The organism is Streptomyces sp. NPDC107454 (assembly GCF_055582885.1).
Genome location: NZ_JBVJPA010000003.1, coordinates 442,492 through 467,703, shown reverse-complemented (window position 1 = coordinate 467,703; position 25,212 = coordinate 442,492). Strand labels below are relative to the sequence as shown.

Below are 25,212 nucleotides of genomic sequence, written 5' to 3'. Positions count from 1 at the left end.
GCCGTGGCGGGGGTGTGTGCGGCATAGGCACAGGTCAGCCGAGAAAATGCCCGCACATGGGGAAGGGCCGGACAGAATCCCGTACGGTTCCGTAGGTTTCGGTCCCGTAATCTCCACGGAATCTGTACGACCCTCCTACGGGGCACGGGGCGCCGGATACCGGACGCGGAACCTCTGATTCCGCGCTGTGCGGCTACCGCCGGAGCCGGTCCCGGTGGCTCCGGGACCGGCTCCGCCGGTGTCATGACCGGGCCCTCACCGGTGTCATGCGCGGGACGCCGTCGCCCGCTCAGCCGGTGCCTCGGCCGTGTCCGTCACAGCGCGCGGCGTCCGCACCAACACCAGTACCAGCGCCCCGGCGACCATCCCCGTCACGCCCGCCGCCACCGACGCCGAGTCGAACCCCGAGGCGAACGCGGCCCGCAGGGCGTGTTCGGAGAGGCCGCGCAGTGCCCCGGCGCCGCCACCGGCCAGGGTGTGGGCCGCGTCGCCCGAGAGCGTGTCCTGCATGCGGGAGGTCAGCACCGTGCCGAAGACGGCGACCCCGAGCGCGTACCCCAGCCGGCGGACCGTGTTCACCGCGCCGCCCGCCATGCCCGCCCGCTCCGGCGGTACGGCGGCGAGCGTGGCGCCCGCGATGGCGGGGGACACGAAGCCCGTGCCGATGCCGACCAGCACGAGGCCCGGCACCAGCACCGTCCAGCCACGCTGCTCGCCTCCGGCGCCGTGTACGTCGACGTCGAGTACCACCCCGAGCCCCTCGCCACCCACGACGAGATCGCCTTCGCCGCGGCGACGGCCGGCCCCTCCAACATCGTCGTCACCGCCGTCGCCCGTGACACGGCGGGCCTCTACGCCTACCTGAGCGGCCGTCTCGGCACCCTCGAAGGGGTCCAGCACGTCGAGACGACCCCGTTCCCGTGCCGCGTCAAGCAGCTCACGTACGCGAGACCGACCCGCTGGGGCCGCCGCCCCTGAGCAGGCGGTCCCCGCCTCCCAGGATCGCGGCGGCGAGGGCGTCCGCCGCGCCCTGCGCGGATGTACGCCGCTGCCCGTGCACCAGGACGAAGTCGACCTCGCCCAGCTCCGGCAGGCCCGCGCGGTCGGGGACGCGGACGAGGCCCGGAGGGATCAGTCCGCGTGAGTGGGCCATCACGCCGAGGCCAGCGCGGGCCGCCGCGACGAGGGCGTTCAGGCTGCCGCTGGTGCAGGCGATGCGCCACGCGCGGCCCTGGCGCTCCAGGGCTTCGAAGGCGAGGGCGCGGGTGATGCCCGGGGGCGGGTAGACGATCAGGGGGACCGGGCGGTCGGGGTCGAGCCGCAGGCGTTCCGCGCCGATCCACACCAGGCGGTCGTGCCAGACCAGCTCGCCGCGTGGATCCTCGGGCCGCCGCTTCGCCAGCACCAGGTCCAGCCTGCCCGCCGCGAGCTGTTCGTGCAGCGTGCCGGACAGCTCGACCGTCAGCTCCAGGTCCACCTCCGGATGGTCGTACCGGAAGCCCTCCAGGATCTCCGGGAGCCGGGTCAGGACGAAGTCCTCGGAGGCGCCGAAGCGCAGCCGGCCGCGCAGGCGGGTGCCCGTGAAGAAGGCGGTCGCCTGCTCGTGCACCGCCAGGATGCGGCGCGCGAAGCCGAGCATCGCCTCGCCGTCCTCGGTGAGCTCCACGGAGTGCGTGTCCCGCGAGAACAGCTGCCTTCCCACCGCGTCCTCCAGGCGGCGCACGTGCTGGCTGACGGTCGACTGGCGCAGCCCGAGCCGCCGTGCGGCCTGCGTGAAGCTCAGGGTCTGGGCCACCGCCAGGAAGGTACGCAGCTGGGAGGGGTCGTACACACCTCCACGTTATCGCGGATCGCGATGACAGTCAGAACGGTATGACGGATTCCCGATCGCGGGCCGGAAGAGGACGATGGAGAGGGCACGACCCGCCCCGGGACCCCTTGCCCCGGGGCCGCCCCGTACGACGTCTGAGCAGTGGAGCACCGTGAAACGCCTGCAGTGGCCGAGTTGGATGCCGATCGACCCGTACATCCTGCTGTTGCTCGGGACAGTGGGCCTGGCGGCCCTGCTCCCGGCAAGGGGTACGGGTGCCGACGTCGCGTCGGGTGCGTCCACGGCCGCCATCGCCTTCCTCTTCTTCCTCTACGGGGCCCGGCTCTCCACCCGTGAGGCGGTCGAGGGCCTCAAGCACTGGCGGCTCCACGTCACTGTCCTGGCCTGCACCTTCGTCGTCTTCCCGCTGCTGGGGCTGGCCGCCCGCGGCCTCGAACCGGTGCTCCTGACACACGACCTCTACACCGGTCTGCTCTTCCTCACACTCGTCCCCTCGACCATCCAGTCGTCGATCGCCTTCACCTCCATGGCCCGCGGCAACGTGCCCGCCGCGATCTGCGCCGGCTCCTTCTCCTCCCTCGCGGGCATCGTCGTCACCCCGCTGCTCGCCGCGGCACTGCTGGGCAGCAGCGGCGGCGGGTTCTCCGCGGACTCGCTGGTCAAGATCGTGCTCCAACTGCTGGTGCCGTTCCTCGCCGGGCAGGTGCTGCGCCGTTGGATCGGCGGGTTCATCACGCGCCACAAGAAGGTCCTCGGCTACGTCGACCGCGGCTCGATCCTGCTCGTCGTCTACACCGCGTTCAGCGAGGGCATGGTGCAGGGCATATGGCACCAGGTGAGCGCGGTGCGACTGGCGGGACTGCTCGCGGTCGAGGCCGTGCTGCTCGCGGTGATGCTGACGCTCACCTGGTACGGCGCGAGGGCGCTGGGCTTCCACCGCGAGGACCGCATCGCGATCCAGTTCGCCGGCTCGAAGAAGTCCCTCGCCTCGGGGCTTCCCATGGCCAGCGTGCTGTTCGGCGCGCACGCCTCGCTCGCCGTGCTGCCGCTGATGCTCTTCCATCAGATGCAGCTGATGGTGTGCGCGGTGATCGCCAAGCGCCGCGCCCACGACCCCGAGGCGGCTACGGCCCCGCATCCCCCAGCCGCAGCGTCACGAATCGCGGTCGGTACAGCGCCACGTTCCGACTGAGGTTCGCCTGCGCCGAGACACCGCCCGTCGTGTCCAGCCAGTTCACGTCATAGCTCAGGACGAGCCGGTCGCCGTCGCTCAGCGCCGCGTGCACCTGCGGGTTGTACGCGGCCACCTGCCCCTGCGGCAGGGACGGACTGAAACTCCGGGTGGGCCCGTGCCAGGGGCCGGTCGGCGCGCACGCCCAGTACGAGGTGATCGTCGTGAGCCCCGCGGTGCCCGCCGCCATCGTGAACAGGACGTACGTCCCGCCGTCCCGCACCACCGTGAACGCGCTGCCGACCCCCGTGCGCCGTTCGTCCCCGAGCACCGGCCCCGGCCGTGCCCGCACCGCCCATCCGCCGCCGTCCCAGTACTCCCAGGCCGCCGGCTGCCCGAGCCGGCCGCGCGGCACCCGCGCCACGTACGCCTGCGAGGCGGGGCGCAAGGCGGCCCGGCCGTCGTCGCCGCCGAAGACGTACGTCCACGCGCCCGCGTCGACCGTCGAGGTGCCGAACAGTACCCGCCGGGAGGGATCCGCCACGGAACTCTGGTCCAGGACCGTGGCGATGCCTTCCAGCCGCAGGTCGGGCAGCGCGAGCGTGGCGACCTCGGTGGACGTGGGCACGCCGTAGATCCAGGGAGCCTGGCCGGCGGTACGGGTCCACAGCAGGACGCGGACGACCTGTTCGGAGGAGCCGGGGGAGCGGGGCTCGACACGGGCCGCGACCGGCCACCGCCACCGTCCCGGCCCGGGGTCGGGGAACACCGGCGTCGGCAGTGTCGTCTCCAGCCGCCCGTCCTTCGACATCACCACGGCCGAGTTCCGCACCAGGGGCGCGCCCGTGTCGCGCCACGCGTACGACTCGCCGACCGGGTTCGGCGGCCCGTGCACCTGGCCGAGATACGTGTCCGAGAACAGCCACAGCACCCGCCCGTCCGGCAGCCGCACCGAGTGCGTGCCGTCGCCGCCGGTCCAGTCGTCGACACGGCTCGCGTCGTCGCCGTACCGCGCGAACTCGCCCGTGAGCCGCGCGTCCGCGCTCCAGGACCGCAGCGTACGGGCCGTGCACGCGCCGCCGCCCTCCCGGTCGTGGTCGGGGAGGACGGTGAGCAGCACGGCCGCGCAGACCAGGGCGAGCAGGACACCGAGGCCGGCCCCGGTCCGCCGTCGTCGTGCTCGTGCGTCGTCGGGCACGGACGGGACGTTAGTGGCCGCCGCGCACCCGGTCCATGGGCAGATACAGGACGGTGTCCCGGGTCACTTCCCGGGAGGGCGGCGCGGACAGCTCCTCGTCGCTCAACGCCCGGTCGTAGACGCGTACTTCGTCGATCGCTCCGGTGAAGTACGCCCGGCTGTCCATCCGTTGCCCGACATGGACCCCGAACGGCGAGTTGCGGCTGACCGACCCGGGCACGTCCGCGGCGCCGACCGCCGTACCGTCGACGGAGAGCGTGAGCAGTCCGCCGCCCCGACGCAGGGCCAGATGATGCCACTGGCCGTCGTTGTAGGCGCTCGCGGTGCGGACGGAGACGGAGGTCGCAGCCGCGGCTCCGCTCCTGGCGGTGATCAGCGCGGTGATCCGGTGGGACGCGGGCTCGGCGCGCATCCACACCTGCGGCTGTGTCGTCCCGATCCCGCCCATCCACAGCAGCGGCTGCTCCCCGCCGGTGGCCGTGTAGCGGAACCACAGCGACGCGGTGAAGTCCTTTGTCCCGAGCGGGAGCCGGTCCTGATACGGCAGGCGTACGGCGTCGTCGGCGCCGTCGAACTCCAGCGCGCCGCCGCGCACGCCCGCCGTCTCCTGGGCGCCGCCGAGGACCGCGGCCGGCTCGGCGTGCCGGGCGAGGTCGTCGGTCGTCGGGTCGGGGCCGCGGCGCGGGGTGAGCCAGTCCTCGGTGAAGCGGGCGAAGCGGATCTCGTCGCGTGCGTCGACCGCGCCGCCCTCGTACAGCAGTCCCACGGCGCCGCCGCCGATCCCGACCAGGTCGGAGTAGCCCGACCAGTCGGTGGTCACGACCGTGCCGCGGTCCACGCTGTCCCAGGTCCGCCCGCCGTCGTACGAGGAGCGGATCATCATGGTCCTGCGGCGGTCGGGGTCGCCGGGGCAGGCCAGCAGGATGCGGTCGCCGAGGCGGAGTACGGAGCCCTGGACCTGGGGCGCGTAGAGGCCGGGGAGGTCGCGGAAGGGCGCCGTGAAGCTGTCACCGCCGTCGCGGCTGACGGTCTGGGTGCGGTGGCCGAGGTCGGTGCCGTCCTGCTCGCGCCCGCTGACGAGGACGGACCCGTCGGCGCGTTCCGTGAGCGTCAGCTCGGACGGCTTCTGACGGAAGGTGCCGTCGTCCGCGATCGGCCAGGAGTCGCTCGCACCGACCCTCCAGTGGTCGCCGCCGTCGTCGCTGGTGATGAGGGCGGCGTTGTTGGCCGTGACCCGGCTGCCGTCCCAGGTCTCGGTGTTGACGCCGAAGACGAGCCGCCCGGCGTGCCTGCCACGGGTCAGCTGGATGCCGTGCACGGGGCCGGTGGCGTACCAGGAGTTCCAGTTCGGCGGGAGGATCTCGGCGCTCAGGTCGCGCGGTGCGGACCAGCTGAGGCCGTCGTCGTCGCTGTACTGGAGATGTGGGGTGCGGTCGCAGGGGACGTCGCAACTGCGCCCGTCCGTGCGGCCCGTGTTGTACGTCTCCGCCAGCACGATGCGACCGGTCTCGCGGTCCACGATCGGGGCGGGGTTGCCGTGGGTGTCGCCGGCCCCCTCGTTGACGACCTGGAGCGGTCCCCAGGTCCGGCCGCCGTCGGTGGACCGCTTGACCACGATGTCGATGTCACCCGCGTCGCCGCAGTCGTGCACGCGCCCCTCGGCGAACGCCAGCAGAGTGCCGTGCGTGCTCCGCACGACGGCCGGGATGCGGAAGCAGGCGTAGCCGGGATCCTGGGAGGCCCTGAAGAGCACCTGTTGCTCGAACAACGCACCGGACGCACCCGACGGACCGGACGCGTCGGCCGCGGAGGCCCTCGCGGGGCTCGGCAGCGCGAGCACGCACAGTGCGGCGGCCGTGAGGACGGCGGTCAGGGTCGATCTGAGACGTGCGCGCAGACGTGCCGACATGGTGCGACCTGCCCTTCGTGTGTCTGGGCAACCGGGGTGATCTGGACATTCGACATCCGACATCGGACGTCCAATGTGTATACCGCAGACGCTACTTGGGCTCTCAGCGGCCCCACAAGAAGCGAGCACCGGTCGTGTTCACGCCAAATCCGAACGTGGCTGTCAGGGGCGCAGCACCACCTTCCCCAGGTTGCTCCGGCCATCCGCGCCCTCTTTAGCTGGCTCCTCGGCCGCACCGCCGCCCGCGGCCGCGCCCTCGTCGCCGAGGCGCTGGCGGCCGAGGGCCTGAAGATGTGGGATCACGTGGTGCTCTCCGCAGGGCGCGGGCCTGGTCCTGCGTGAACCCGACCCCAGGGATCGGCGTAAGAACGCGGTGTCCATCACCGAGGAGGGCGCGTGCCTCCTCGCGCGCTGCGAGCGGGCGGCGCGCGAGGCCAACGACGCGCTCCTCTCACCACTCTCGAAGGCCGAGCGGGAGCAGTTCACGGGCTTGTTGATCCGGATTTCCGGTACGGACGGCTGATGAAGGCTAACGTTCCGTCATGACCGCACCCGAAACCGAACCCCGGCTCGCCCTCGACCCCACGCGCACCGCCCTGGTGCTCGTGGATCTGATGGAGCGCATCGTCGGACTGCCCGTGGAACCCCGCAAGGGCACCGAAGTCCTCGCCGCCGCCGAGGAGCTGGCGGCCACCTTCCGCAAGGCGGGCGCGCTCGTCGTGCTCGTCCGGGGCGAGCGGCCCGGGCTGCCCGAACAGCCGCCTGGCAGCGGACTCGTCGCCGGGCTCGCGGTGGCGGGTGACCTCGAGGTCGTGAAGCGGACCATCGGCGGGTTCCAGGGCAGCGGTCTCGACGAGCGGCTGCGGGAACGCGGCATCTCCACCCTGGTCTTCGGCGGGATCGCCACCAACCTCGGCGTCGAGTCCACCGCCCGCGCCGCCGGCGACCTCGGCTACGACCTCGTGTTCGCCGAGGACGCGATGGCGGCCCTCACCGCACCCGAACACGAGGCGTCGGTCCGCCTCGACTTCCCTCGCCTGGGCACGGTCGTGACCAGCGCGCAGGTGCACTTCAGCGCGGGCTGAGGCGCGGAGCGGAACAGGGGATCCCGGTAGCGGCGGGCCTGCGCCACCTCCTCGGGCTCCCCGGTCCGCCCGACCGGCAGCGACTGCGCGGCGGACGCGACCAGGCCCTCGCGGTCGGCCTCCGGCAGCTCCCGCCACAGTGCGGTGCGGACCACGCCGGGGGAGACCACGTCGACCCGGATCGGCGCCGGCTCCAGTGCCGGTGCGCGGGTGAGGGACTCCCTCGCCCAGCACAGGCCGGCCGCCACGGTCGTGCCCGGTGTCCAGGAAGCGCCGGGCCCGGTCGATGTCCGTGTTCGCCGGCTCTTCCAGCAGCAGGGACTCCCCGGCGGTGAACACCGGTGGCCGAAGTCCCCGATGCCCGCGGTGCCCTTCGTCAGGGGCGATACCCTGAAGGCATCGCCACCGCGATGACGGAAGGGGCGGCCATGGACCTCGACCTGCGGAAGATCCGCTACTTCGTGGCGGTCGCCGAGCTGCTCCACTTCGGCCGCGCGGCGGAGCGGCTGCACATCGCCCAGCCGGTCCTGAGCCGTCAGATCCGTGCCCTGGAGAAGGACTTGGGTGCACGGCTCCTCGAACGCGACAGCCATGGTGTGACCCTGACGGCGGCCGGGCAGCAACTCCTCGACGACTCACGGCAGTTGCTCGCCACCGCGGACGCCACCAGGCTCCGGGTGCGCCGGGCCGCCGGCGGACCGCGCCGACTGGTCGTCGGCTTCCGGGCCGGCATCGTCGTGACCCGCGCCCTGCGCGCCTTCGGGGCCGCCCATCCGGACGTCGAGGCGCTCGCCCGCCGCGTCGAATGGGACGACCAGGAGCGGCTGATCCTCGACGGAACCGTCGACCTCGCCTACGTACGCCGCCCGATCCGCGAGCAGGGCCTCACGCTGCTGCCGCTGTTCAGCGAGGCGCGCGTGGCGATGCTCCCCGCCGACCACCGGCTCGCGGGCAAACCGGAACTCGCGTTGGCCGACCTGGCGGACGAACCGCGCCTGAGGTACGCCGACCCTCGTCCCGGCGAGCCGCCGATCCGCACCATCGAAGAGAAGTTCGAGTCCGTGGCGAGCGGGGCCGGGATCACGCTCGTACCGGAATCCGTCGCCGAGCAGTACTCGCGCCCGGACATCACCTACGTACCGGTGCCGGACGCGGAGCGCGACGAGGTGCTGCTCGCCTGGGCGGCGAGTCGGCGCTCGCCCCTGATCACCGCCTTCGCCCCGCTCGCGCCCCTCGCCGACCCGGCGCGGGCCGAGGAGCCCTGAGCCCGGTCGCGGCGGGCTGAGGCGGGGCCCCTACGGCGCAGGGGGCGCTCCCCGCCGGTCGGGGCCCCGCCGCCGTGCCGCGGGGAGCCGGTCAGCCCTGGGCGGCCGCGGCCCGCAGGGCGATGCGGTGCTCGCCCGCGTACACGTTCATGGAGGGGCCGCGCAGGAAGCCCACCAGGGTCAGACCGGTCTCGACGGCCAGGTCCACCGCCAGTGAGGACGGTGCCGAGACCGCCGCCAGTACGGGGATGCCCGCCATGACCGCCTTCTGCGCCAGCTCGAAGGAGGCCCGGCCCGACACCAGCAGGATCGTGCGGGAGAGCGGCAGGTCGCCGCGTTGCAGGGCGCGCCCGACCAGCTTGTCGACCGCGTTGTGCCGGCCCACGTCCTCCCGTACGTCGAGCATCTCGCCGTCCTCCGTGAACAGGGCCGCGGCGTGCAGACCCCCGGTCCGGTCGAAGACCTGCTGTGCCGCGCGCAGCCGGTCGGGGAGGCCGGCGAGGAGAGCGGGCTCCAGCCGGACCGGGGGAGCGTCGGCGCCGTCGTCGATGGCCCAGTGGGCCGTCGTACGGACCGCGTCCAGGCTCGCCTTGCCGCACAGGCCGCAGGACGAGGTCGTGTAGACGTTGCGCTCCAGCGTGATGTCGGGCAGCACGACGCCCGGCGAGGTCCGGACGTCCACCACGTTGTACGTGTTCGACCCGTCGACCGTGGCGCCCGCGCAGTAGACGATGTTCTGCACCTCGTCGGCCCGGCCGAAGACCCCCTCGCTGACGAGGAAGCCCGCCGCGAGCGCGAAGTCGTCGCCCGGGGTGCGCATGGTGATCGCGAGCGGTTTCCCGTTGAGGCGGATCTCCAGTGGCTCCTCCGCGACGAGCGTGTCGGGGCGGGTGGAGATGGCCCCGTCCCGGATGCGGATCACCTTGCGTCGTTCCGTGACTCGTCCCATGTCCTGATCAGTCCCGGTTCTGTACGTGCTGGTAGCCGAAGCGGCCCTTGATGCAGAGATTGCCGTGGGTCACCGGGTTGTCGTGCGGGGAGGTGACCTTCACGATCTCATTGTCCTGCACGTGCAGGGTGAGGTTGCAGCCCACACCGCAGTACGCGCACACCGTCGTCGTCTCGGTCTGCGCCGACTCGTCCCATGTACCCGCCGCCCGCATGTCGAACTCCGACCTGAACGACAGCGCCCCCGTCGGGCACACCTCGATGCAGTTGCCGCAGTACACGCACGCCGAGTCGGTCAGCGGCGCGTCGTGCTCGACGGCGATCCGGGCGTCGAAACCGCGCCCGGAGACCGAGATCGCGAAGGTGTTCTGCCACTGGTCGCCACACGCGTCGACGCACTTGTAGCAGAGGATGCACTTGTCGTAGTCGCGGACGTAGAGGCCGTTGTCGATCTTCGGTTCCTCGTCGAGGCGCGCCGCGTCGGGGCCGAAGCGGTCCGGTTTCGCCTCGTACTCCTTGATCCACCCGGCCACCTCCGGAGTGGTCGACAAGTCGACCGAGGAGGCGAGGAGCTCGATGACGACCTTGCGGCTGTGGCGGGCGCGCTCGGTGTCCGTCCGTACCTCCATGCCCGCCTCCGCCTTGCGGGAGCAGGCCGGGACGAGGGTCCGGGCGCCCTCCAGCTCGACGACACAGACCCGGCAGGCGTTCTTGGGGGCGAGCGTGTCGCCCTGGCAGAGGGTGGGGACCTCCTTGCCCGCCGCCCGGCAGGCGTCGAGGATCGTCGAGCCCTCGGGAACCCTGGCCTCCTGCCCGTCGAGGGTGAACTCGACGAGCCGACGCGGCACTCCCAGCGGTATCGCGGTCATTCGTAGGCTCCCAAGCGGTCGATCGCGGATTCCACGGCGTTCCACGCGGTCTGCCCGAGACCGCAGATCGAGGCGTCCCGCATCGCGCGGCCCACCTCCCTGAGCAGGGCGATGTCGTCGGCCGCCGCGGCGCCCCTCCGCTCGGCGATCCGGTGCAGCGCCTCCTCCTGCCGCACGGTCCCGACCCGGCACGGCACGCACTGCCCGCACGACTCGTCGCGGAAGAACTCGGCGATGCGCAGCAGGAGGCGGGGGAGCGGGACCGTGTCGTCGAAGGCCATGACCACACCCGAGCCGAGGGTCGTGCCGGCCGCCCGGGTGCCCTCGAAGGTGAGCGGGATGTCGAGTTCGTCGGGCCGTACGAAGCCGCCCGCCGCGCCGCCGAGCAGCACCGCGCGCAGCCGCTCGCGCACGCCCGCCGACTCCAGCAGCTCGCCCAGCGTCGCCCCGAACGGCAGTTCGTAGATTCCGGGCCGGTCCACGCTGCCCGACACGCAGTACAGCTTCGGGCCGGTGGAGCCCGGGGTGCCCATCGCCGCGTACGCCTCGGCCCCCCTCGTCAGGATCGGCAGGACGTTCACCAGGGTCTCGACGTTGTTCTCGGCAGTGGGCTTGCCGAACAAACCCTTCTCCACAGGGAAGGGCGGTTTGGAACGCGGCTCTCCTCTGTACCCCTCGATGGAGTTGAACAGGGCGGTCTCCTCGCCGCAGATGTACGCGCCCGCGCCCCGCCGGATCTCGATGTCGAAGGCGTACCCCTGGCCGAGGACGTCCTCGCCGAGCAGGCCGCGCGCGCGTGCCTGCCCGATGGCGTGCTCCACGCGGCCCAGGGCGCGCGGGTACTCGCCGCGCACATAGAGGTATCCCTTGTGCGCCCCGACGGCGTACGCCGCGATGGTCATCGCCTCGACGAGGGCGTACGGGTCGCCCTCCATGACGACCCGGTCCTTGAAGGTGCCCGGCTCGGACTCGTCGGCGTTGCACACCAGGTAGTGCGGATGGTCGGGCTGGGACGCCGTGGCCTGCCATTTGCGGCCGGTGGGGAAGGCGGCGCCGCCGCGCCCGACCAGGCCCGCGTCGGTGACCTCGCGGATGACCCCGGCCGGCCCGAGTGCGAAGGCCCGCCGCAGCGCGGCGTACCCGCCGTGTGCCCGGTAGTCGTCGAGCGAGGCGGGGTCGACCACACCGACCCGGCTCAGCAGCACGAGGGAGGGGTCGCCCGCCTGGGGCACCGCGAAGGCCGCGGGCGGCTCCTCGGGCGCCGAGTCGGGGGCGCTCGCCGCCTGTGCCGCCCGCGCGGCGGTGGTGGGCGCCGACACGGCCGTACGCACCGGATCGCCCGCCCTGACCGCGAGGGCCGCCGGAGCGCGCTCGCACAACCCCAGGCAGGGGCTGCGCTCGACGCCGACGCCGCTGCCGGGCCCGAGGTGGGCCTCGACCCCGGCGCACAGGTCCGCCGCGCCCTCCGCCGCGCACGCGAGGTCCGTGCACACGCGCAGCACGGTCGCGGGGCGCGGTTTCACCGAGAACATCGCGTAGAAGGTCGCGACCCCGTACGCCTCCGCCGGTGGCACGGTCAGCCGGCGGCACAGGTAGTCGAGCGCGCCCTCGCTGATCCAGCCGATCCGGTCGTTGACGGCGTGCAGCCCCGGCAACAGCAGGTCGCGGCGTTCGCGTGCCTCCCGGCCGCCGCGCGCCCACCTGAGGTCGGCGGACCTCATCTCCTCGCGGGCGGCGCCCTCCCACGAGGACTCCGGCGGACCGAGCAGCGCGTCGATCGCCGCCCGCTCCTCGTCCGTCGGCTTGCTGTCACCGAAGTGCAGATCCACCACATCACCTCACTTGAGTCGCGACCGGCAGCTTCTCGATCCGGATGGCCGACGCCTTGAACTCCGCCGTCCCCGCGATCGGGCAGTTCGCCTCGATCGTCAGCTGGTTGGTGTCCACCTCGTCGGGAAAGTGCATGGTCATGAACGCAAGGCCGGGCCGCAGCGCGGTGTCGATCCACACGGGTGCCACGACGGATCCCCTGCGCGAGGAGACCTGGACCTCCTCGCCCACCACGACCCCGTAGTGCTCGGCGTCCTCCGGGCAGAGTTCGACATACTCGCCGCGCCGCAGCGGCGAGGCGAAGCCGCCGCTCTGCACCCCGGTGTTGTACGAGTCGAGCCGCCGCCCGGTGGTGAGCCGGATCGGATACTCCTCGTCCGTCAGATCCACGGGCGGGTCGTGCTGGACGATCCCGAACGGCGCGAGCCGGCCGCGCTCGGCGGGGTCCGAGGCCCACAACCTGCCGTGCAGATAGGTGGGTTCGAGCCGCCCGATGTCGGGGCAGGGCCACTGGATGCCCTGGTGCTCCGCCAGTCGTTCGTACGTCATCCCGTAGTGGTCCGGCGACACCGACCGCAGCTCGTTCCAGACGGCCTCGGCGTCGGCGTACTTCCAGTCGTGCCCGAGGCGCGCGGCGAGGTCGCAGAGGATGTCGATGTCCTCGCGGGCCTCACCGGGCGGCGTCACCGCCGCGCGCACCCGCTGCACCCGCCGCTCACTGTTGGTGGTGGTGCCCTCGGTCTCCGCCCACCCGGCGGTCGCGGGCAGCACGACGTCCGCCAACTGGGCGGTCTTCGTGAGGAAGATGTCCTGCACGACGAGGAAGTCGAGGGCGCCCAGCCGCCGTACCGCCTGTTCGCTGTCGGCCTCCGACTGCGCCGGGTTCTCGCCGATGCAGTAGACGGCCTTGAGCGTGCCCTCCTCCATGGCCTCGAACATCTCCGTCAGGTTCAGCCCGTAGTGCGGCTGGATGACGGTGTCCCAGGCGGACTCGAACTTCAGCCGCGTCTGCGGGTCGAGGATGTCCTGGAAGCCGGGGAGGCGGTTGGGGATGGCGCCCATGTCGCCGCCGCCCTGCACGTTGTTCTGCCCGCGCAGGGGCTGGAGTCCGGAGCCGTGGCGGCCCACATGCCCGGTCAGCAGGGTCAGGTTGATCAGCGCGCGGACGTTGTCGGTGCCGTTGTGGTGCTCGGTGATGCCGAGGGTCCAGCACAGCTGGGCGCGCTCGGCGCGGGCGTACGCGTGCGCCAACTGCCGTATCGCCGCCGCCGGTACGCCCGTCACCTTCTCGGCGAGCGACAGCGTCCAGGGCTCGACGAGCGCCTTGTACTCCTCGAAGCCGCTGGTGGCCCGCTCGATGAAGGCGTGGTTGGCGAGGCCCGCGTGGATGATCTCGCGGCCGATCGCGTGCGCCATCGGGATGTCGGTGCCGACGTTCAGACCGAGCCAGCTCTCCGCCCACTCGGCCGTGGACGTACGGCGCGGGTCGACCGCGTACATCCGGGCGCCGTTCCTGATCCCCTTCAGCACGTGCTGGAAGAAGATCGGGTGTGCGAAGCGGGCGTTGGAGCCCCACATCACGATGAGGTCGGTCTCCTCGACCTCCGCGTACGAGGAGGTGCCGCCGCCGGAGCCGAAGGCGGCGCTCAGGCCCGCGACGCTCGGGGCGTGGCAGGTGCGGTTGCAGGAGTCGACGTTGTTCGTGCCCATCACGACCCGGGCGAACTTCTGGGCCACGTAGTTCATCTCGTTGGTCGCGCGGGCGCAGGAGAACAGGCCGAAGGCGCCGCGGGCGGCGCTCAGTCCCGCCGCCGCGCGGGTCAGGGCCTCGTCCCAGGTGGCCCGCCGGAAGGGCTCGTCGCGCGCGTCACGGACCAGGGGGTGCGTGAGCCGGGCGTAGATCTTCGATTCACGTTTCCTCATGCGGCGCTCCTCAGCGCGAGCAGGTCCGAGATGGCGTGGACGGTGCGCAGGGTGGGCACCTCGACGCCGGTGATGTCCGCCAACTCGACGACCGCCGCCAGCAGTACGTCCAGTTCGAGCGGCTTGCCGCGTTCCAGGTCCTGGAGTGTGGAGGTGCGGTGGTCGCCGACGCGCTCGGCGCCGGCCAGCCGCCGTTCGATGGAGACGCCCACCTCGCAGCCCAGCGCCTCGGCGACCGCGAGCGTCTCGGTCATCATGATCTCGATGACCTTGCGGGTGCCGCCGTGCAGGCACATCTGCCGCATCGTCGCGCGGGCCAGCGCGCTGATCGGGTTGAAGGAGATGTTGCCGAGCAGCTTGAGCCAGATGTCGTTGCGCAGATCCCGTTCGACCGGGCACTTGAGACCGCCGGCCGTCATGGCCTCGCTGAACGCCGTGCACCGCTCGGAGAGGGTGCGGTCGGGCTCGCCGACGGAGAACCGGGTTCCTTCCAAGTGCCGTACGACGCCCGGTCCTTCCAGCTCCGTCGCGGCGTACACGACACATCCGATGGCCCGTTCGGGCGCGAGCACCGCACTGACCGCGCCGTTCGGGTCCACGCTCTCCACACGGTGGCCGTCGTGCGGGCCGCCGTGCCGGTGGAAGTACCACCAGGGGATGCCGTTCTGGGCGGCGATCACCGCCGTGGTGTCGTGCAGCAGAGGCTCGATCAGCGGCCCGCACGCCGCATACGAGTTGGCCTTCAGGCCGAGCAGTACGTAGTCGACCGGGCCGACCTCGGCCGGGTCGTCGGTGGCATGGGCGTGCGCGGTGAAGTCGCCGCGCGGGCTGAGGACTTGGACTCCGTGCTGCCTCATGGCCGCAAGATGCGGTCCACGGGCGATGAGGTGCACATCGGCGCCGGCGCGGTGCAGCGCGGCGCCGACGTAGGCGCCGATCGCACCGGCGCCGAGAACGGCGACTTTCACTGTGGCTCGCTCCGTTCGGTCGAGGGTACCGAGGAACTGCCGAACTCTGTCGACGAAATATTGTCTACAGTATGGAACTTGGGGCGGCAAGGCTTCGCGCAGCACCTCGGGGGACCGCCGTGGGGGCCGGCCGACCGTTCGTCGCGCGATGGATACCGCTCACCGCATACCGTCGACGAGTTGGTGTCGAACGGCTTCACAACCGGGCAACCGCTTCCTATCGTCCGGGATCATGAGTCCCCCCGTCGCGCCACCCGGCTGGAGCCGCTGGCTCGTCCCGCCCGCCGCACTCTCCGTCCACCTCTCCATCGGCCAGGCATACGCCTGGAGCGTCTTCAAGCCGCCGCTCGAATCCGCGCTCGGCCTCAGCGGGACCCAGAGCGCGCTGCCCTTCCAGCTCGGCATCGTCATGCTCGGCCTGTCCGCCGCGTTCGGCGGCACCCTCGTCGAGCGCAACGGACCCCGCTGGGCGATGACCGTCGCCCTGGTCTGCTTCTCCACCGGCTTCCTGATCGCCTCGCTCGGCGCCGCCACCGAGCAGTACTGGCTGATCGTGTTCGGCTACGGCTTCGTCGGCGGCATCGGCCTCGGCATCGGCTACATCTCACCCGTGTCGACCCTGATCAAGTGGTTCCCGGACCGGCCCGGCATGGCCACCGGCATCGCGATCATGGGCTTCGGCGGCGGTGCGCTCATCGCCTCGCCGTGGTCCGCGCAGATGCTGAAGTCCTTCGGTTCCGACTCCTCCGGCATCGCGCTCGCCTTCCTCGTGCACGGGCTGTCGTACGCCGTCTTCATGACGCTCGGCGTCCTGCTGGTGCGGGTGCCGCGCGACGACAAACCGCCGGTCAAGGCCGGACCCGCGCCGCTCGACGGGGTGCAGGTGTCCGCGAACAGCGCCGTGCGCACCCCGCAGTTCTGGTGCCTGTGGGTCGTGCTCTGCATGAACGTGACCGCGGGTATCGGCATCCTGGAGAAGGCCGCCCCGATGATCACGGACTTCTTCGCGGGCACCTCGACCCCGGTGTCGGTCTCCGCCGCCGCGGGCTTCGTGGCGCTGCTCTCGGCCGCCAACATGGCGGGCCGGATCGGCTGGTCCTCCACGTCCGACCTGATCGGCCGCAAGAACATCTACCGCGTCTACCTCGGCGTGGGCGCGATCATGTATCTGCTGATCTCGCAGTTCGGGGACTCCTCCAAGCCCCTGTTCATCGTCTGCGCCCTGGTGATCCTTTCCTTCTACGGCGGCGGCTTCGCGACGATTCCCGCCTATCTGAAGGACCTCTTCGGCACCTACCAGGTCGGCGCCATCCACGGCCGGCTGCTCACCGCCTGGTCCACGGCCGGCGTCCTCGGGCCGCTGATCGTCAACTGGATCGCGGACCGCCAGAAGGCGGCGGGCAAGCACGGCGCGCAGCTCTACGACACCTCGTTCCTGATCATGATCGGGCTGCTGGTCGTCGGGTTCGTCGCCAATGAGCTGGTGCGACCCGTCCATGCCCGCCACCACATCCCCGCCCCGAGGGAGGCCGCCGATGACGACTCCGTCCAGCCCCAGCAGTCCGCCTGACCGCCGTCCGCTGATCGCGTTCGCGTGGCTGTGGGTGGGGGCGCCGCTCTGCTACGGCCTGTACGAGCTCGTCCTGAAGGCCAAGCAGCTGTTCACGGGGTGACGCCCGCCGTACGGACCGTGCACCGGGCGTGTGTGCGGACGTTGGCAGGACGTCCGAAGGTCTGACAGAAGCCGACAAGCCTCACGCCGCTTTCCTGTGGCAACACCTGCCGTCGTACCCGCGAGTCACTGATCAGACTGGAGGATCCCCCTACCCAAGGCACCGAGGGAGACCCCCCAATGAACGGCTCACGCATCGCGGCCGTCGGCCACTACCAGCCCGCCAAGGTACTCACCAACGAGGACCTGGCGGGCCTGGTCGACACCAGTGACGAGTGGATCACGAGCCGGGTGGGCATCCGCACGCGCCACATCGCCGGTCCCGACGAGCCCGTCGACGAGCTGGCCGCGCACGCCGCGGCCAAGGCGCTCGCGGCGGCGGGGATCACCTCGGCCGACATCGACCTGGTCCTTGTCGCCACCTCCACGGCGATCGACCGCTCCCCGAACATGGCCGCCCGGGTCGCCGCCCGCATCGGCGTGCCCTCCCCGGCCGCGATGGACGTCAACGTGGTCTGCGCGGGCTTCACGCACGCGCTCGCCACCGCCGACCACGCCGTGCGCGCGGGGGCGGCCACCCGCGCCCTCGTCATCGGCGCGGACAAGATGTCCGAGGTCACGGACTGGAGCGACCGTACGACCTGTGTCCTGGTCGGGGACGGGGCGGGGGCCGCGGTGGTCGAGGCCGCCGCTCCCGGCACCGAGCCCGGGATCGGGCCGGTGCTGTGGGGATCGGTGCCCGAGATGGGGCACGCCGTACGCATCGAGGGCACGCCCCCGCGGTTCGCGCAGGAGGGGCAGAGCGTCTACCGCTGGGCGACGACACGGCTCCCGGCGATCGCCCGGCAGGCCTGCGAGCGGGCCGGGCTCGCGCCCGAGGACCTCGCCGCGGTCGTCCTGCACCAGGCGAACCTGCGCATCATCGAACCCCTCGCCGCGAAGATCGGCGCCGTGAACGCCGTCGTCGCGCGCGATGTCGTCGACTCCGGGAACACCTCCGCCGCCAGCATCCCGCTCGCCTTCTCCAAGCTCGTCGAACGCGGCGAGATCAGCACCGGCGACCCGGTGCTCCTGTTCGGCTTCGGCGGCAACCTCTCGTACGCGGGACAGGTCGTCCGCTGCCCCTGACGTGCGCGGACAACCGGGTGTGACGCGTCCGACCCTCCCCGGGCCTGGCCATGGTGCGCCGTAGACTGTAGACGAAAGACAATCGATACTGTCTTTTGACACGTGCTTTCCGGTGACGCGACGGTCACGGTGACGGGATGGCTCGGCAGGAGGGGACCCCGATGTTGTCGACAGGACTGCCGCCGGGGGCGGTGCCCAAGCTCGAACGGCCAGGCCCGCTGCGCGACCGCGTCTACGAGGCGCTGCTCGAACTCATCACGACCCGCGCCCTCCAACCGGGCCAGCACCTGGTCGAGAGCGAGCTCGCCGGGCACCTCGGCGTCTCCCGGCAGCCGGTCCGCGAGGCGCTCCAGCGGCTGAACACGGAAGGGTGGGTCGATCTTCGGCCCGCCCAGGGCGCCTTCGTGCACGAGCCGACCGAGGAGGAGGCCGACCAGCTCCTCACGGTCCGTACGCTGCTGGAGGCCGAGGCCGCCCGGCTCGCCGCGGCCAACGCGGGCACCGCCGGGATCACCGCGCTCGAGGAGCTGTGCGCCGAGGGTGAGCGCGCGGTCGCCGCCGATGACGTGGACGGCGCGGTCGCGATGAACGCCCGCTTCCACGCGAAGGTCATGGAGCTCGCAGGCAACGCGGTCCTCGCCGAGCTGGCCGCCCAGGTCGACCGCCGGGTCCGCTGGTACTACACGCCGGTCGCCCGCCAGCGCGGCCACCAGTCCTGGATCGAGCACCGCGACCTCATCGCGGCCATCGCCGCCCGCGACGAACCCCGTGCCACCCAGGTCATGCGCGCCCACACGGAGCACACGCGCAAGACGTACCACGAGCGCGAGAAGTAACCCACCTCATTCGTGCGCTCCCCCTGTGACCCGGACCGGCCGCGTCCGGGTCTTTCTTTGTCCACTCAGTGGAGAAAGTTGACGGCAATCTCTGCGCAACTTCTTCCCACTCCCGGCAGCCGCTGCTACGTTTCCATCGAAAGCAAGCCACGGTGATGTGGCCAAAACCCATTGGACACTGGCCGATTGAGGCGGGGAGGGGCTCGTGAGACGTATGACGGCACGACCCGCGAACGCGCACCAGGCGCGCCTGCTGCGCCTGCTGCGCGACGGCGGCCCCAACTCCCGGGCCCAGCTCGGCGACCAGATCGACCTCTCCCGGTCGAAACTGGCCGTCGAGGTGGAACGGCTCCTGGAGACCGGGCTCGTGGTCGCCGACGGCCTCGCCGCATCCCGCGGCGGACGCCGCTCCCACAACATCCGGCTCGCCCCGGCGCTGCGCCTCCTCGGCGTCGACATCGGGGCCACCTCGATCGACGTGGCCGTCACCAACGCGGAACTGGAGGTCCTGGGGCACATCAACCAGCCCATGGACGTCCGCGAGGGACCGGTCGCCGTCTTCGAGCAAGTCCTGTCCATGGCAGCCAAGTTGAGGTCGTCCGGGCTCGCGGAGGAATTCGACGGCGCCGGGATCGGTGTCCCGGGTCCGGTCCGCTTCCCCGAGGGCGTTCCGGTCGCACCGCCGATCATGCCCGGCTGGGACGGCTTCCCGGTCCGCGAGGCGCTCAGCCAGGACCTGGGCTGCCCCGTCATGGTCGACAACGACGTGAACCTGATGGCGATGGGGGAACAGCACGCGGGCGTCGCACGCTCCGTGGGCGACTTCCTCTGCGTCAAGATCGGCACCGGCATCGGCTGCGGCATCGTCGTCGGCGGTGAGGTCTACCGCGGTACGACGGGCAGCGCCGGCGACATCGGGCACATCCAGGCCGTGCCCGACGGGCGTCCGTGCGCCTGCGGCAACCGGGGCTGCCTGGAGGCCCACTTCAGCGGGGCCGCGCTCGCCCGGGACGCCACGGAGGCCGCCCAGCAGGGGCTTTCGGCGGAGCTCGCCGCGCGGCTGGAGGCGGTGGGCACGCTGAGCGCCGTCGATGTCGCCGCCGCGGCCGCCGCGGGCGACGCCACCGCCCTCGGGCTGATCCGCGAGGGCGGCAACCGCACCGGGCAGGTCATCGCCGGCCTCGTCTCCTTCTTCAACCCCGGTCTGGTGGTGATCGGCGGCGGCGTCACCGGCCTCGGCCACACGCTGCTCGCCGCGATCCGTACCCAGGTGTACCGCCAGTCGCTGCCGCTGGCGACCGGCAACCTACCCATCGTGCTGGGGGAGTTGGGGCCGACCGCCGGGGTCATCGGCGCGGCCCGGCTCATCAGCGACCACCTGTTCTCGCCCGCGTAACCCCGCCCGAGCCGCACGAAGCATTCCTGTCAGAGCCGCACGAAGCATCCCTGTCAGCGCCGCACGAAGCACTCCTGCCCGAGCCGCGCGCAGCACTCCTGCCCGAGCCGCATCAAAGGTCATCTCACTCAAGCACCCCACACCTGTACAGCGTCCTGCTCTGCCCTGCCCGAAAACGCCCGCTCCGCGAGCGCACCGCCCTGAAACCGGCCCGCACGTCCGCCAAGGGGAACCGTCATGGCACCAGAACCACCGCTACTCACCATGTCCGGCATCACCAAGTCGTTCCCCGGAGTCCGGGCCCTCGACGGCGTCGACCTCGACGTCCAGGCCGGCGAGGTCCACTGTCTGCTCGGCCAGAACGGGGCCGGAAAGTCCACCCTCATCAAGGTCCTGGCCGGCGCCCACCAGCCCGACGGCGGCACCATCGGCTGGCGCGGCGAACCCGTCACGCTCCGTTCCCCGATCGCCGCCATGCGCCTCGGCATCGCCACCATCTACCAGGAACTGGACCTGGTGGAGGGCCTGTCGGTGGCCGAGAACGTCCACCTCGGCCATGAACCCACCGCCGCCGGTTTCGTCGTACGGGGAAAGGCGGCCAAGGCGTCGACGGCGCAGCTGCTACGCCGACTCGGCCATCCGGAGATCGACCCGGCACGCCTCGTCGGTGAGCTGTCGGCCGCCCAGCAGCAGATCGTCTCCATGGCGCGGGCGCTGTCCCACGACGTACGCCTCATCGTCATGGACGAACCGTCCGCCGCCCTCGACCCCGACGAGGTCGACAACCTCTTCCGTATCGTCGGCGACCTCACCGCGGACGGCGTCGCCGTCGTCTACATCTCGCACCGGCTGGAGGAGATCCGCCGCATCGGCGACCGGGTGACCGTACTCAAGGACGGCCGCGCGGTGGCCGGCGGACTGCCCGCGAAGTCCACCCCCACGCGCGAGGTGGTGGCGCTGATGACGGGCCGCAACGTCGAGTACGTCTTCCCGCAACGGCCCACGCGAGGGCCGTCGTCCGAGCCGGTGCTCAAGGTTCAAGGACTGGCACGCGCAGGCGAGTTCGAGCCCCTCGACCTCGAACTGCGCCCCGGCGAGATAGTCGGCCTGGCCGGGCTCGTCGGCTCCGGGCGCTCCGAGATCCTGGAGACGATCTACGGGGCCCGCAAGCCGACAGCCGGTCAAGTCAGCGTGGACGGACGGGCGTTGCGGACCGGCAGCGTACGCGCCGCCGTCCGCGCCGGACTCGGACTCGCCCCCGAGGAGCGCAAGGCGCAGGCCCTGCTGATGCTGGAGTCCGTCACCCGCAATGTGTCCGTGTCCTCCATGTCCCGCTTCTCACGCGGGGGCTGGATCGACCGGGGCGCCGAACAAGGCGCCGCCCGCGCCGCGACACGCGAGCTGTCGCTGCGCCCCGACAACCCGTCCGTCCCGATCCGGACGCTGTCCGGCGGCAACCAGCAAAAGGCCGTCCTGGCCCGCTGGCTGCTGCGCGGCTGCCGCGTCCTGCTGCTCGACGAACCCACCCGCGGTGTCGACGTCGGCGCCCGAGCCGAGCTGTACGCGGTCATCCGGCGCCTCGCCGACGAAGGCCTCGCCGTCCTGCTCGTGTCGAGCGAGGTGCCCGAGGTGCTGGGACTCGCCGACCGCGTGCTGGTGCTCAGGGAGGGGCGCGTCGTGCACACGGCGCCCGCCCAGGAGCTCGACGAACACCGCGTACTCGATCTTGTCATGGAAGGAAGCCCGGCGTCATGACGCAGCCCGTGTCCCCGCCCCGGGGCAGCACCGACAAAGTGCCGTCGATGAGCGAACTCCCGGCGTGGCGCACCCTCGTGGCCCGCGCTGACGTCCGCACCCTCTCGCTGCTCGGCGTGCTCGTCGCCCTGATCGTCATCGGCGGTATCACCAAGCCGGACGAGTTCCTCGACACCCGAAACCTCCAACTCGTCCTCACCCAGGCATCGGTGATCGGCGTCGTCACGGTCGGCATGACCTTCGTCATCACCTCGGGCGGCATCGACCTGTCCGTCGGCGCGATCGTCGCGCTGTCCTCGGTGTGGGCCACGACGGTCGCGACCCAGGAGTACGGCTTCGCGGGCATCCTCTTCACCGCGGTGCTCGTCGGTGTGGGCTGCGGTCTGGTCAACGGCCTGCTCATCGCGTACGGCGGGATGGTCCCGTTCATCGCGACGCTCGCCATGCTCGCCTCGGCCCGCGGCCTCGCCCTCCAGATCACCGACGGCAAGACCCAGATCGTCACCATCGACGGGATCCTGAAACTCGGCGAACGCGACTCGTACATCCTCGGCATCCCGCCGCTGGTCCTGGTCTTCGCCGTCGTCACGATCATCGGCTGGCTGATTCTCAACCGCACCACCTTCGGCCGCCGCACGGTCGCCGTCGGCGGCAACGCGGAGGCGGCCCGGCTCGCCGGCATCGACGTACGGCGTCAGCGGCTGTACCTCTACCTGCTCTCCGGACTGTGCTGCGGCATCGCCGCCTTCCTGCTGATCATCCTGTCCGGTTCTGGCCAGAACACCAACGGCAACCTGTACGAACTCGACGCCATCGCCGCCGCGATCATCGGCGGGACCCTGCTCAGCGGGGGCCGCGGCACCATCACCGGTTCGGTGCTCGGTGTCCTGATCTTCACCACGATCACCAACATCTTCGCGCTGAACAACCTGCAGAGCGACGTCCAGCAGATCGCCAAGGGCGCGATCATCGTCGCCGCGGTCCTGGTCCAGCGGCGTACGGCAGCAAGCAGCACCTGACACGGGAAGGGCCCACCGCCATGCCAGAATCAACGAGTTCCACCAGCTTCACGAGCCGCAGAGGCCTCCTCTTCGGGACCGCCGCCGCCTCGGCCGGCGCCCTCCTGGTCGGCTGCACCAGCAACGACACCAAGGACGAGAAGGCGGCCGCGGACACCCGGCCGGCCGCCGACGACAAGCCCGGCAAGCACGTCACGATCGGGTTCGCGGGTCCGCAGGCCGACCACGGCTGGCTCAACGCGATCAATGACAACGCCAAGAGCCGGGCCAAGAAGTACTCGGACGTGTCGCTGGAGATCACCGAGGGCTCCAACGACACGGCCGCGCAGATCGGCCAGATCGAGACACTGATCAACAAGAAGGTCGACGTCCTGGTGGTGCTGCCCGCCGACGGCAAGGCGCTCACCCAGGTCGGTCTGAAGGCGATGCGCGCGGGCATCCCGGTCGTCAACCTCGACCGGATCTTCAACACCCCGCAGGCGTACCGCTGTTGGATCGGTGGCGACAACTACGGCATGGGCCTCAGTGCCGGCCACTACATCGGCGAGAAGCTGAAGGACAAGCAGGACGCCAAGGTCATCGAACTCGCCGGGCTCGACAACCTGGAACTCACCAAGCAGCGCACCCAGGGCTTCGACGCGGCCCTGAAGAACTACCCCAACATCAAGAAGGTCGCCCGTCAGGCCGCCGACTTCACCGTCGAGTCCGGACAGGCCAAGATGGCCCAACTCCTCCAGGCCCAGTCGAAGTTCGACGCTCTGTGGAACCACGACGACGACCAGGGCGTGGGCGCTCTGCGCGCCATCAAGCAGGCCGGGCGCGAGGATTTCCTGATGGTCGGTGGCGCGGGCGCGCTCTCCGCCTTCCAGGCCATCCAGGCCGACAACAGCGTCCTGAAGGCCACCGTCCTCTACCCGCCGACCATGGCCGCCTCCGCGATCGACCTCGCCCGCGCGCTCGGTCAGGGCAAGGGGATCGGAGGGCTCGCCGAGTTCGAGATCCCGGTCTCGCTCACGCTCTACTCGGCCGTCGTCGACAAGGACAACGTCGGCCAGTACATGGCCACCGGCTTCAGGTGATCCGCCCCGCTCACACCCCCCACAGCGTCACGACGACGAGGAGGACATCCGTATGGGACAGCCGCACCAGGGCGAGGCAGCCGGGGTGGAGGCGGGGCTCGCTTCCGGGCCCGGGGCCGAGGCGGCCGGGGCGAAGGCGGCCAAGCCGACGCTCGGGGTGGGCATGGTCGGTTACGCCTTCATGGGCGCCGCCCACTCCCAGGGCTGGCGCACCGTGGGCCGCGTCTTCGACCTGCCGCGCAGCCCGGTCCTCGCCGCCGTCTGCGGCCGGGACGCGAGCGCGGTGCGGGCCATGGCCGACCGGCACGGCTGGGCGGCGGCCGAGACCGACTGGCGGGCTCTGATCGCCCGGGACGACATCGACCTCGTCGACATCTGCACCCCCGGCGACAGCCATGCCGAGATCGCCCTCGCCGCCCTGGCCGCCGGCAAACACGTACTGTGCGAGAAGCCCCTCGCAAACACGGTCGAGGAGGCGGAGGCGATGACGGAGGCCGCCGAGGCAGCCTTCGCCCGCGGTCAGATGTCCATGGTCGGCTTCAACTACCGCCGACTGCCCGCGACTTCACTCGCCCGGAAGATGGTCGCCGAGGGGCGGCTCGGAGCCCTGCGGCACGTACGGGTGACGTACCTTCAGGACTGGCTGGTGGACCCGGAGTTCCCGCTCACCTGGCGACTGCGCAAGGAGCTCGCGGGGTCGGGCGCGCTCGGCGACCTCGGGGCCCACATCGTCGACCTCGCCCAGTACCTGGCGGGCGAGCCGGTCGTCGGGGTCTCCGCACTCACCGAGACGTTCGTGCGGGAGCGCCCACTGCCCGGCGGAGTGCCGAGCGGACTGACCGCCGTATCGGGGACGAGCCCGCGGGCGGGGGGCGTCGGCACGGTGACCGTCGACGACGCCGCCCTCTTCACCGGCCGCTTCGCCTCCGGCGCACTCGCCTCCTTCGAGGCGTCCCGCTTCGCGACCGGACGCAAGAACTCCCTGCGCATCGAACTCAACGGCGAGCGCGGCTCGCTCGCCTTCGACCTGGAACGGCTCAACGAACTCTCGTACCACGACCACACCGAGCCCGGCACACACGCGGGCTTCCGCCGGATCCTCGTCACCGAGCCCGACCACCCCTACCTGGAAGCCTGGTGGCCGCCGGGCCACGGCCTCGGCTACGAGCACACCTTCACCCACCAGGCCCGCGACCTGGTACGGGCCATCGCCGCGGGCAGGCGCCCCGAACCGTCCTTCGCCGACGGGCTGCGGGTGCAGCGCGTCCTCGCGGCGGTGGAGGAGAGCGCCGAGAAGAACTCCGTCTACACACCCATCGCGGTCTGAGGA

At 71.5% G+C, this 25,212-nt stretch carries 20 protein-coding genes and 4 pseudogenes; 14 read left to right on the top strand and 10 right to left on the bottom strand.

Features of this window, described 5'->3' with window-relative positions; translation table 11 throughout:
* Window positions 1-264: 264 nt before the first annotated feature.
* Window positions 265-699, bottom strand: a pseudogene (locus tag ACZ69M_RS09675) (MFS transporter); the annotation flags it as partial.
* On the opposite strand from ACZ69M_RS09675, the pseudogene ACZ69M_RS09670 reads away from it, so the two are divergent.
* A pseudogene (locus ACZ69M_RS09670) lies at window positions 652-978 on the top strand (Lrp/AsnC ligand binding domain-containing protein); the annotation flags it as partial. The pseudogenes ACZ69M_RS09675 and ACZ69M_RS09670 sit on opposite strands and share 48 nt — an antisense overlap.
* On the opposite strand, the gene ACZ69M_RS09665 reads toward ACZ69M_RS09670, so the two are convergent.
* Entirely contained in the window at window positions 938-1,831 is an 894-nt protein-coding gene (locus ACZ69M_RS09665) for a LysR substrate-binding domain-containing protein (protein WP_470048227.1), read from the bottom strand. The pseudogene ACZ69M_RS09670 and the gene ACZ69M_RS09665 overlap by 41 nt on opposite strands.
* Window positions 1,832-1,982: 151 nt before the next feature.
* On the opposite strand from ACZ69M_RS09665, the gene ACZ69M_RS09660 reads away from it, so the two are divergent.
* Complete coding sequence (locus ACZ69M_RS09660) at window positions 1,983-3,023, top strand: bile acid:sodium symporter family protein (RefSeq protein WP_470048225.1); 1,041 nt, start codon at window positions 1,983-1,985, stop codon at window positions 3,021-3,023.
* On the opposite strand, the gene ACZ69M_RS09655 is transcribed toward ACZ69M_RS09660, so the two are convergent.
* A complete protein-coding gene (locus ACZ69M_RS09655; protein WP_470048224.1) occupies window positions 2,956-4,200 on the bottom strand; it encodes a DUF4185 domain-containing protein in 1,245 nt (414 codons plus the stop codon). The two genes, ACZ69M_RS09660 and ACZ69M_RS09655, sit on opposite strands and share 68 nt — an antisense overlap.
* 10 nt (window positions 4,201-4,210) lie before the next feature.
* Complete coding sequence (locus tag ACZ69M_RS09650; RefSeq protein ID WP_470048222.1) at window positions 4,211-6,109, bottom strand: exo-alpha-sialidase; 1,899 nt, start codon at window positions 6,107-6,109, stop codon at window positions 4,211-4,213.
* A 159-nt stretch (window positions 6,110-6,268) separates the two neighbouring features.
* Between ACZ69M_RS09650 and ACZ69M_RS09645 the strand changes: the two are divergent.
* Together ACZ69M_RS09645 and ACZ69M_RS09640 are read left to right on the top strand one after the other, a co-directional pair.
* A pseudogene (locus tag ACZ69M_RS09645) lies at window positions 6,269-6,632 on the top strand (MarR family winged helix-turn-helix transcriptional regulator).
* A 19-nt stretch (window positions 6,633-6,651) separates the two neighbouring features.
* Window positions 6,652-7,194: an isochorismatase family protein gene (locus ACZ69M_RS09640; protein WP_470048220.1), complete on the top strand. Its 543-nt coding sequence runs from the start codon at window positions 6,652-6,654 to the stop codon at window positions 7,192-7,194.
* Between the two features lie 95 nt (window positions 7,195-7,289).
* Here ACZ69M_RS09640 and ACZ69M_RS09635 read toward each other — a convergent pair.
* A pseudogene (locus ACZ69M_RS09635) lies at window positions 7,290-7,364 on the bottom strand (SDR family oxidoreductase); the annotation flags it as partial.
* A gap of 258 nt (window positions 7,365-7,622) precedes the next feature.
* Here ACZ69M_RS09635 and ACZ69M_RS09630 point away from each other — a divergent pair.
* A complete protein-coding gene (locus ACZ69M_RS09630) occupies window positions 7,623-8,459 on the top strand; it encodes a LysR family transcriptional regulator (RefSeq protein ID WP_470048218.1) in 837 nt (278 codons plus the stop codon).
* Window positions 8,460-8,550: 91 nt separating this feature from the next.
* Here the strand turns inward: ACZ69M_RS09630 and fdhD are convergent, their stop codons facing one another.
* The 5 genes from fdhD to ACZ69M_RS09605 are packed head-to-tail and all read right to left on the bottom strand — an operon-like array spanning window position 8,551 to window position 14,997.
* A complete protein-coding gene (gene fdhD, locus ACZ69M_RS09625) occupies window positions 8,551-9,408 on the bottom strand; it encodes a formate dehydrogenase accessory sulfurtransferase FdhD (protein ID WP_470048216.1) in 858 nt (285 codons plus the stop codon).
* Window positions 9,409-9,415: 7 nt separating this feature from the next.
* A complete protein-coding gene (locus ACZ69M_RS09620) occupies window positions 9,416-10,276 on the bottom strand; it encodes a 2Fe-2S iron-sulfur cluster-binding protein (RefSeq protein ID WP_470048214.1) in 861 nt (286 codons plus the stop codon).
* On the bottom strand, window positions 10,273-12,105 hold the full coding sequence (locus ACZ69M_RS09615; protein WP_470048212.1) for an NADH-ubiquinone oxidoreductase-F iron-sulfur binding region domain-containing protein: 1,833 nt from the start codon (window positions 12,103-12,105) through the stop codon (window positions 10,273-10,275). The genes ACZ69M_RS09620 and ACZ69M_RS09615 overlap by 4 nt, the downstream gene beginning before the upstream one ends.
* A gap of 4 nt (window positions 12,106-12,109) precedes the next feature.
* Entirely contained in the window at window positions 12,110-14,029 is a 1,920-nt protein-coding gene (locus tag ACZ69M_RS09610) for a molybdopterin oxidoreductase family protein (RefSeq protein WP_470048210.1), read from the bottom strand.
* On the bottom strand, window positions 14,026-14,997 hold the full coding sequence (locus ACZ69M_RS09605) for a 2-dehydropantoate 2-reductase (protein WP_470048208.1): 972 nt from the start codon (window positions 14,995-14,997) through the stop codon (window positions 14,026-14,028). Before ACZ69M_RS09605 ends, ACZ69M_RS09610 begins: the two co-directional genes overlap by 4 nt.
* Before the next feature lie 232 nt (window positions 14,998-15,229).
* Between ACZ69M_RS09605 and ACZ69M_RS09600 the strand changes: the two genes are divergently transcribed.
* The 9 genes from ACZ69M_RS09600 to ACZ69M_RS09560 all read left to right on the top strand — a co-directional run bounded on the left by ACZ69M_RS09600 (window position 15,230) and on the right by ACZ69M_RS09560 (window position 25,209).
* Window positions 15,230-16,567: an OFA family MFS transporter gene (locus tag ACZ69M_RS09600; RefSeq protein WP_470048206.1), complete on the top strand. Its 1,338-nt coding sequence runs from the start codon at window positions 15,230-15,232 to the stop codon at window positions 16,565-16,567.
* The gene (locus ACZ69M_RS09595; protein ID WP_165853968.1) at window positions 16,533-16,670 is read left to right on the top strand and encodes an MFS transporter small subunit; all 138 of its coding nucleotides are present in this window, start codon (window positions 16,533-16,535) and stop codon (window positions 16,668-16,670) included. Before ACZ69M_RS09600 ends, ACZ69M_RS09595 begins: the two co-directional genes overlap by 35 nt.
* A gap of 179 nt (window positions 16,671-16,849) precedes the next feature.
* On the top strand, window positions 16,850-17,797 hold the full coding sequence (locus ACZ69M_RS09590; RefSeq protein WP_352044744.1) for a beta-ketoacyl-ACP synthase III: 948 nt from the start codon (window positions 16,850-16,852) through the stop codon (window positions 17,795-17,797).
* Window positions 17,798-17,958: 161 nt separating this feature from the next.
* Window positions 17,959-18,633, top strand: coding sequence for a GntR family transcriptional regulator (locus ACZ69M_RS09585; RefSeq protein WP_054230090.1), 675 nt, complete (start codon window positions 17,959-17,961; stop codon window positions 18,631-18,633).
* Window positions 18,634-18,847: 214 nt separating this feature from the next.
* Window positions 18,848-20,029 (top strand): ROK family transcriptional regulator, encoded by a 1,182-nt coding sequence (locus ACZ69M_RS09580; protein ID WP_470048203.1) that lies wholly within the window; start codon window positions 18,848-18,850, stop codon window positions 20,027-20,029.
* A gap of 237 nt (window positions 20,030-20,266) precedes the next feature.
* Window positions 20,267-21,784 (top strand): sugar ABC transporter ATP-binding protein, encoded by a 1,518-nt coding sequence (locus ACZ69M_RS09575; RefSeq protein WP_470048201.1) that lies wholly within the window; start codon window positions 20,267-20,269, stop codon window positions 21,782-21,784.
* Entirely contained in the window at window positions 21,781-22,803 is a 1,023-nt protein-coding gene (locus ACZ69M_RS09570) for an ABC transporter permease (protein ID WP_351709255.1), read from the top strand. Before ACZ69M_RS09575 ends, ACZ69M_RS09570 begins: the two co-directional genes overlap by 4 nt.
* Window positions 22,804-22,823: 20 nt before the next feature.
* Window positions 22,824-23,882, top strand: a complete 1,059-nt coding sequence (locus ACZ69M_RS09565) for a substrate-binding domain-containing protein (RefSeq protein ID WP_352044747.1) — start codon at window positions 22,824-22,826, stop codon at window positions 23,880-23,882.
* Window positions 23,883-23,934: 52 nt separating this feature from the next.
* The gene (locus tag ACZ69M_RS09560; protein ID WP_470048198.1) at window positions 23,935-25,209 is read left to right on the top strand and encodes a Gfo/Idh/MocA family protein; all 1,275 of its coding nucleotides are present in this window, start codon (window positions 23,935-23,937) and stop codon (window positions 25,207-25,209) included.
* Window positions 25,210-25,212 lie beyond the last annotated feature (3 nt).

Excerpts from the sequence above, each read along its gene's own strand:
- ACZ69M_RS09610 (WP_470048210.1), bottom strand. The coding sequence starts at position 14,029 with ATGAGGAAACGTGAATCGAAGATCTACGCCCGGCTCACGCACCCCCTG.
- ACZ69M_RS09600 (WP_470048206.1), top strand. The coding sequence starts at position 15,230 with ATGAGTCCCCCCGTCGCGCCACCCGGCTGGAGCCGCTGGCTCGTCCCG.
- ACZ69M_RS09650 (WP_470048222.1), bottom strand. The coding sequence starts at position 6,109 with ATGTCGGCACGTCTGCGCGCACGTCTCAGATCGACCCTGACCGCCGTC.
- ACZ69M_RS09640 (WP_470048220.1), top strand. The coding sequence starts at position 6,652 with ATGACCGCACCCGAAACCGAACCCCGGCTCGCCCTCGACCCCACGCGC.
- ACZ69M_RS09630 (WP_470048218.1), top strand. The coding sequence starts at position 7,623 with ATGGACCTCGACCTGCGGAAGATCCGCTACTTCGTGGCGGTCGCCGAG.
- fdhD (WP_470048216.1), bottom strand. The coding sequence starts at position 9,408 with ATGGGACGAGTCACGGAACGACGCAAGGTGATCCGCATCCGGGACGGG.
- ACZ69M_RS09580 (WP_470048203.1), top strand. The coding sequence starts at position 18,848 with ATGACGGCACGACCCGCGAACGCGCACCAGGCGCGCCTGCTGCGCCTG.
- ACZ69M_RS09585 (WP_054230090.1), top strand. The coding sequence starts at position 17,959 with ATGTTGTCGACAGGACTGCCGCCGGGGGCGGTGCCCAAGCTCGAACGG.
- ACZ69M_RS09570 (WP_351709255.1), top strand. The coding sequence starts at position 21,781 with ATGACGCAGCCCGTGTCCCCGCCCCGGGGCAGCACCGACAAAGTGCCG.
- ACZ69M_RS09590 (WP_352044744.1), top strand. The coding sequence starts at position 16,850 with ATGAACGGCTCACGCATCGCGGCCGTCGGCCACTACCAGCCCGCCAAG.
- ACZ69M_RS09575 (WP_470048201.1), top strand. The coding sequence starts at position 20,267 with ATGGCACCAGAACCACCGCTACTCACCATGTCCGGCATCACCAAGTCG.
- ACZ69M_RS09620 (WP_470048214.1), bottom strand. The coding sequence starts at position 10,276 with ATGACCGCGATACCGCTGGGAGTGCCGCGTCGGCTCGTCGAGTTCACC.
- ACZ69M_RS09565 (WP_352044747.1), top strand. The coding sequence starts at position 22,824 with ATGCCAGAATCAACGAGTTCCACCAGCTTCACGAGCCGCAGAGGCCTC.
- ACZ69M_RS09560 (WP_470048198.1), top strand. The coding sequence starts at position 23,935 with ATGGGACAGCCGCACCAGGGCGAGGCAGCCGGGGTGGAGGCGGGGCTC.
- ACZ69M_RS09595 (WP_165853968.1), top strand. The coding sequence starts at position 16,533 with ATGACGACTCCGTCCAGCCCCAGCAGTCCGCCTGACCGCCGTCCGCTG.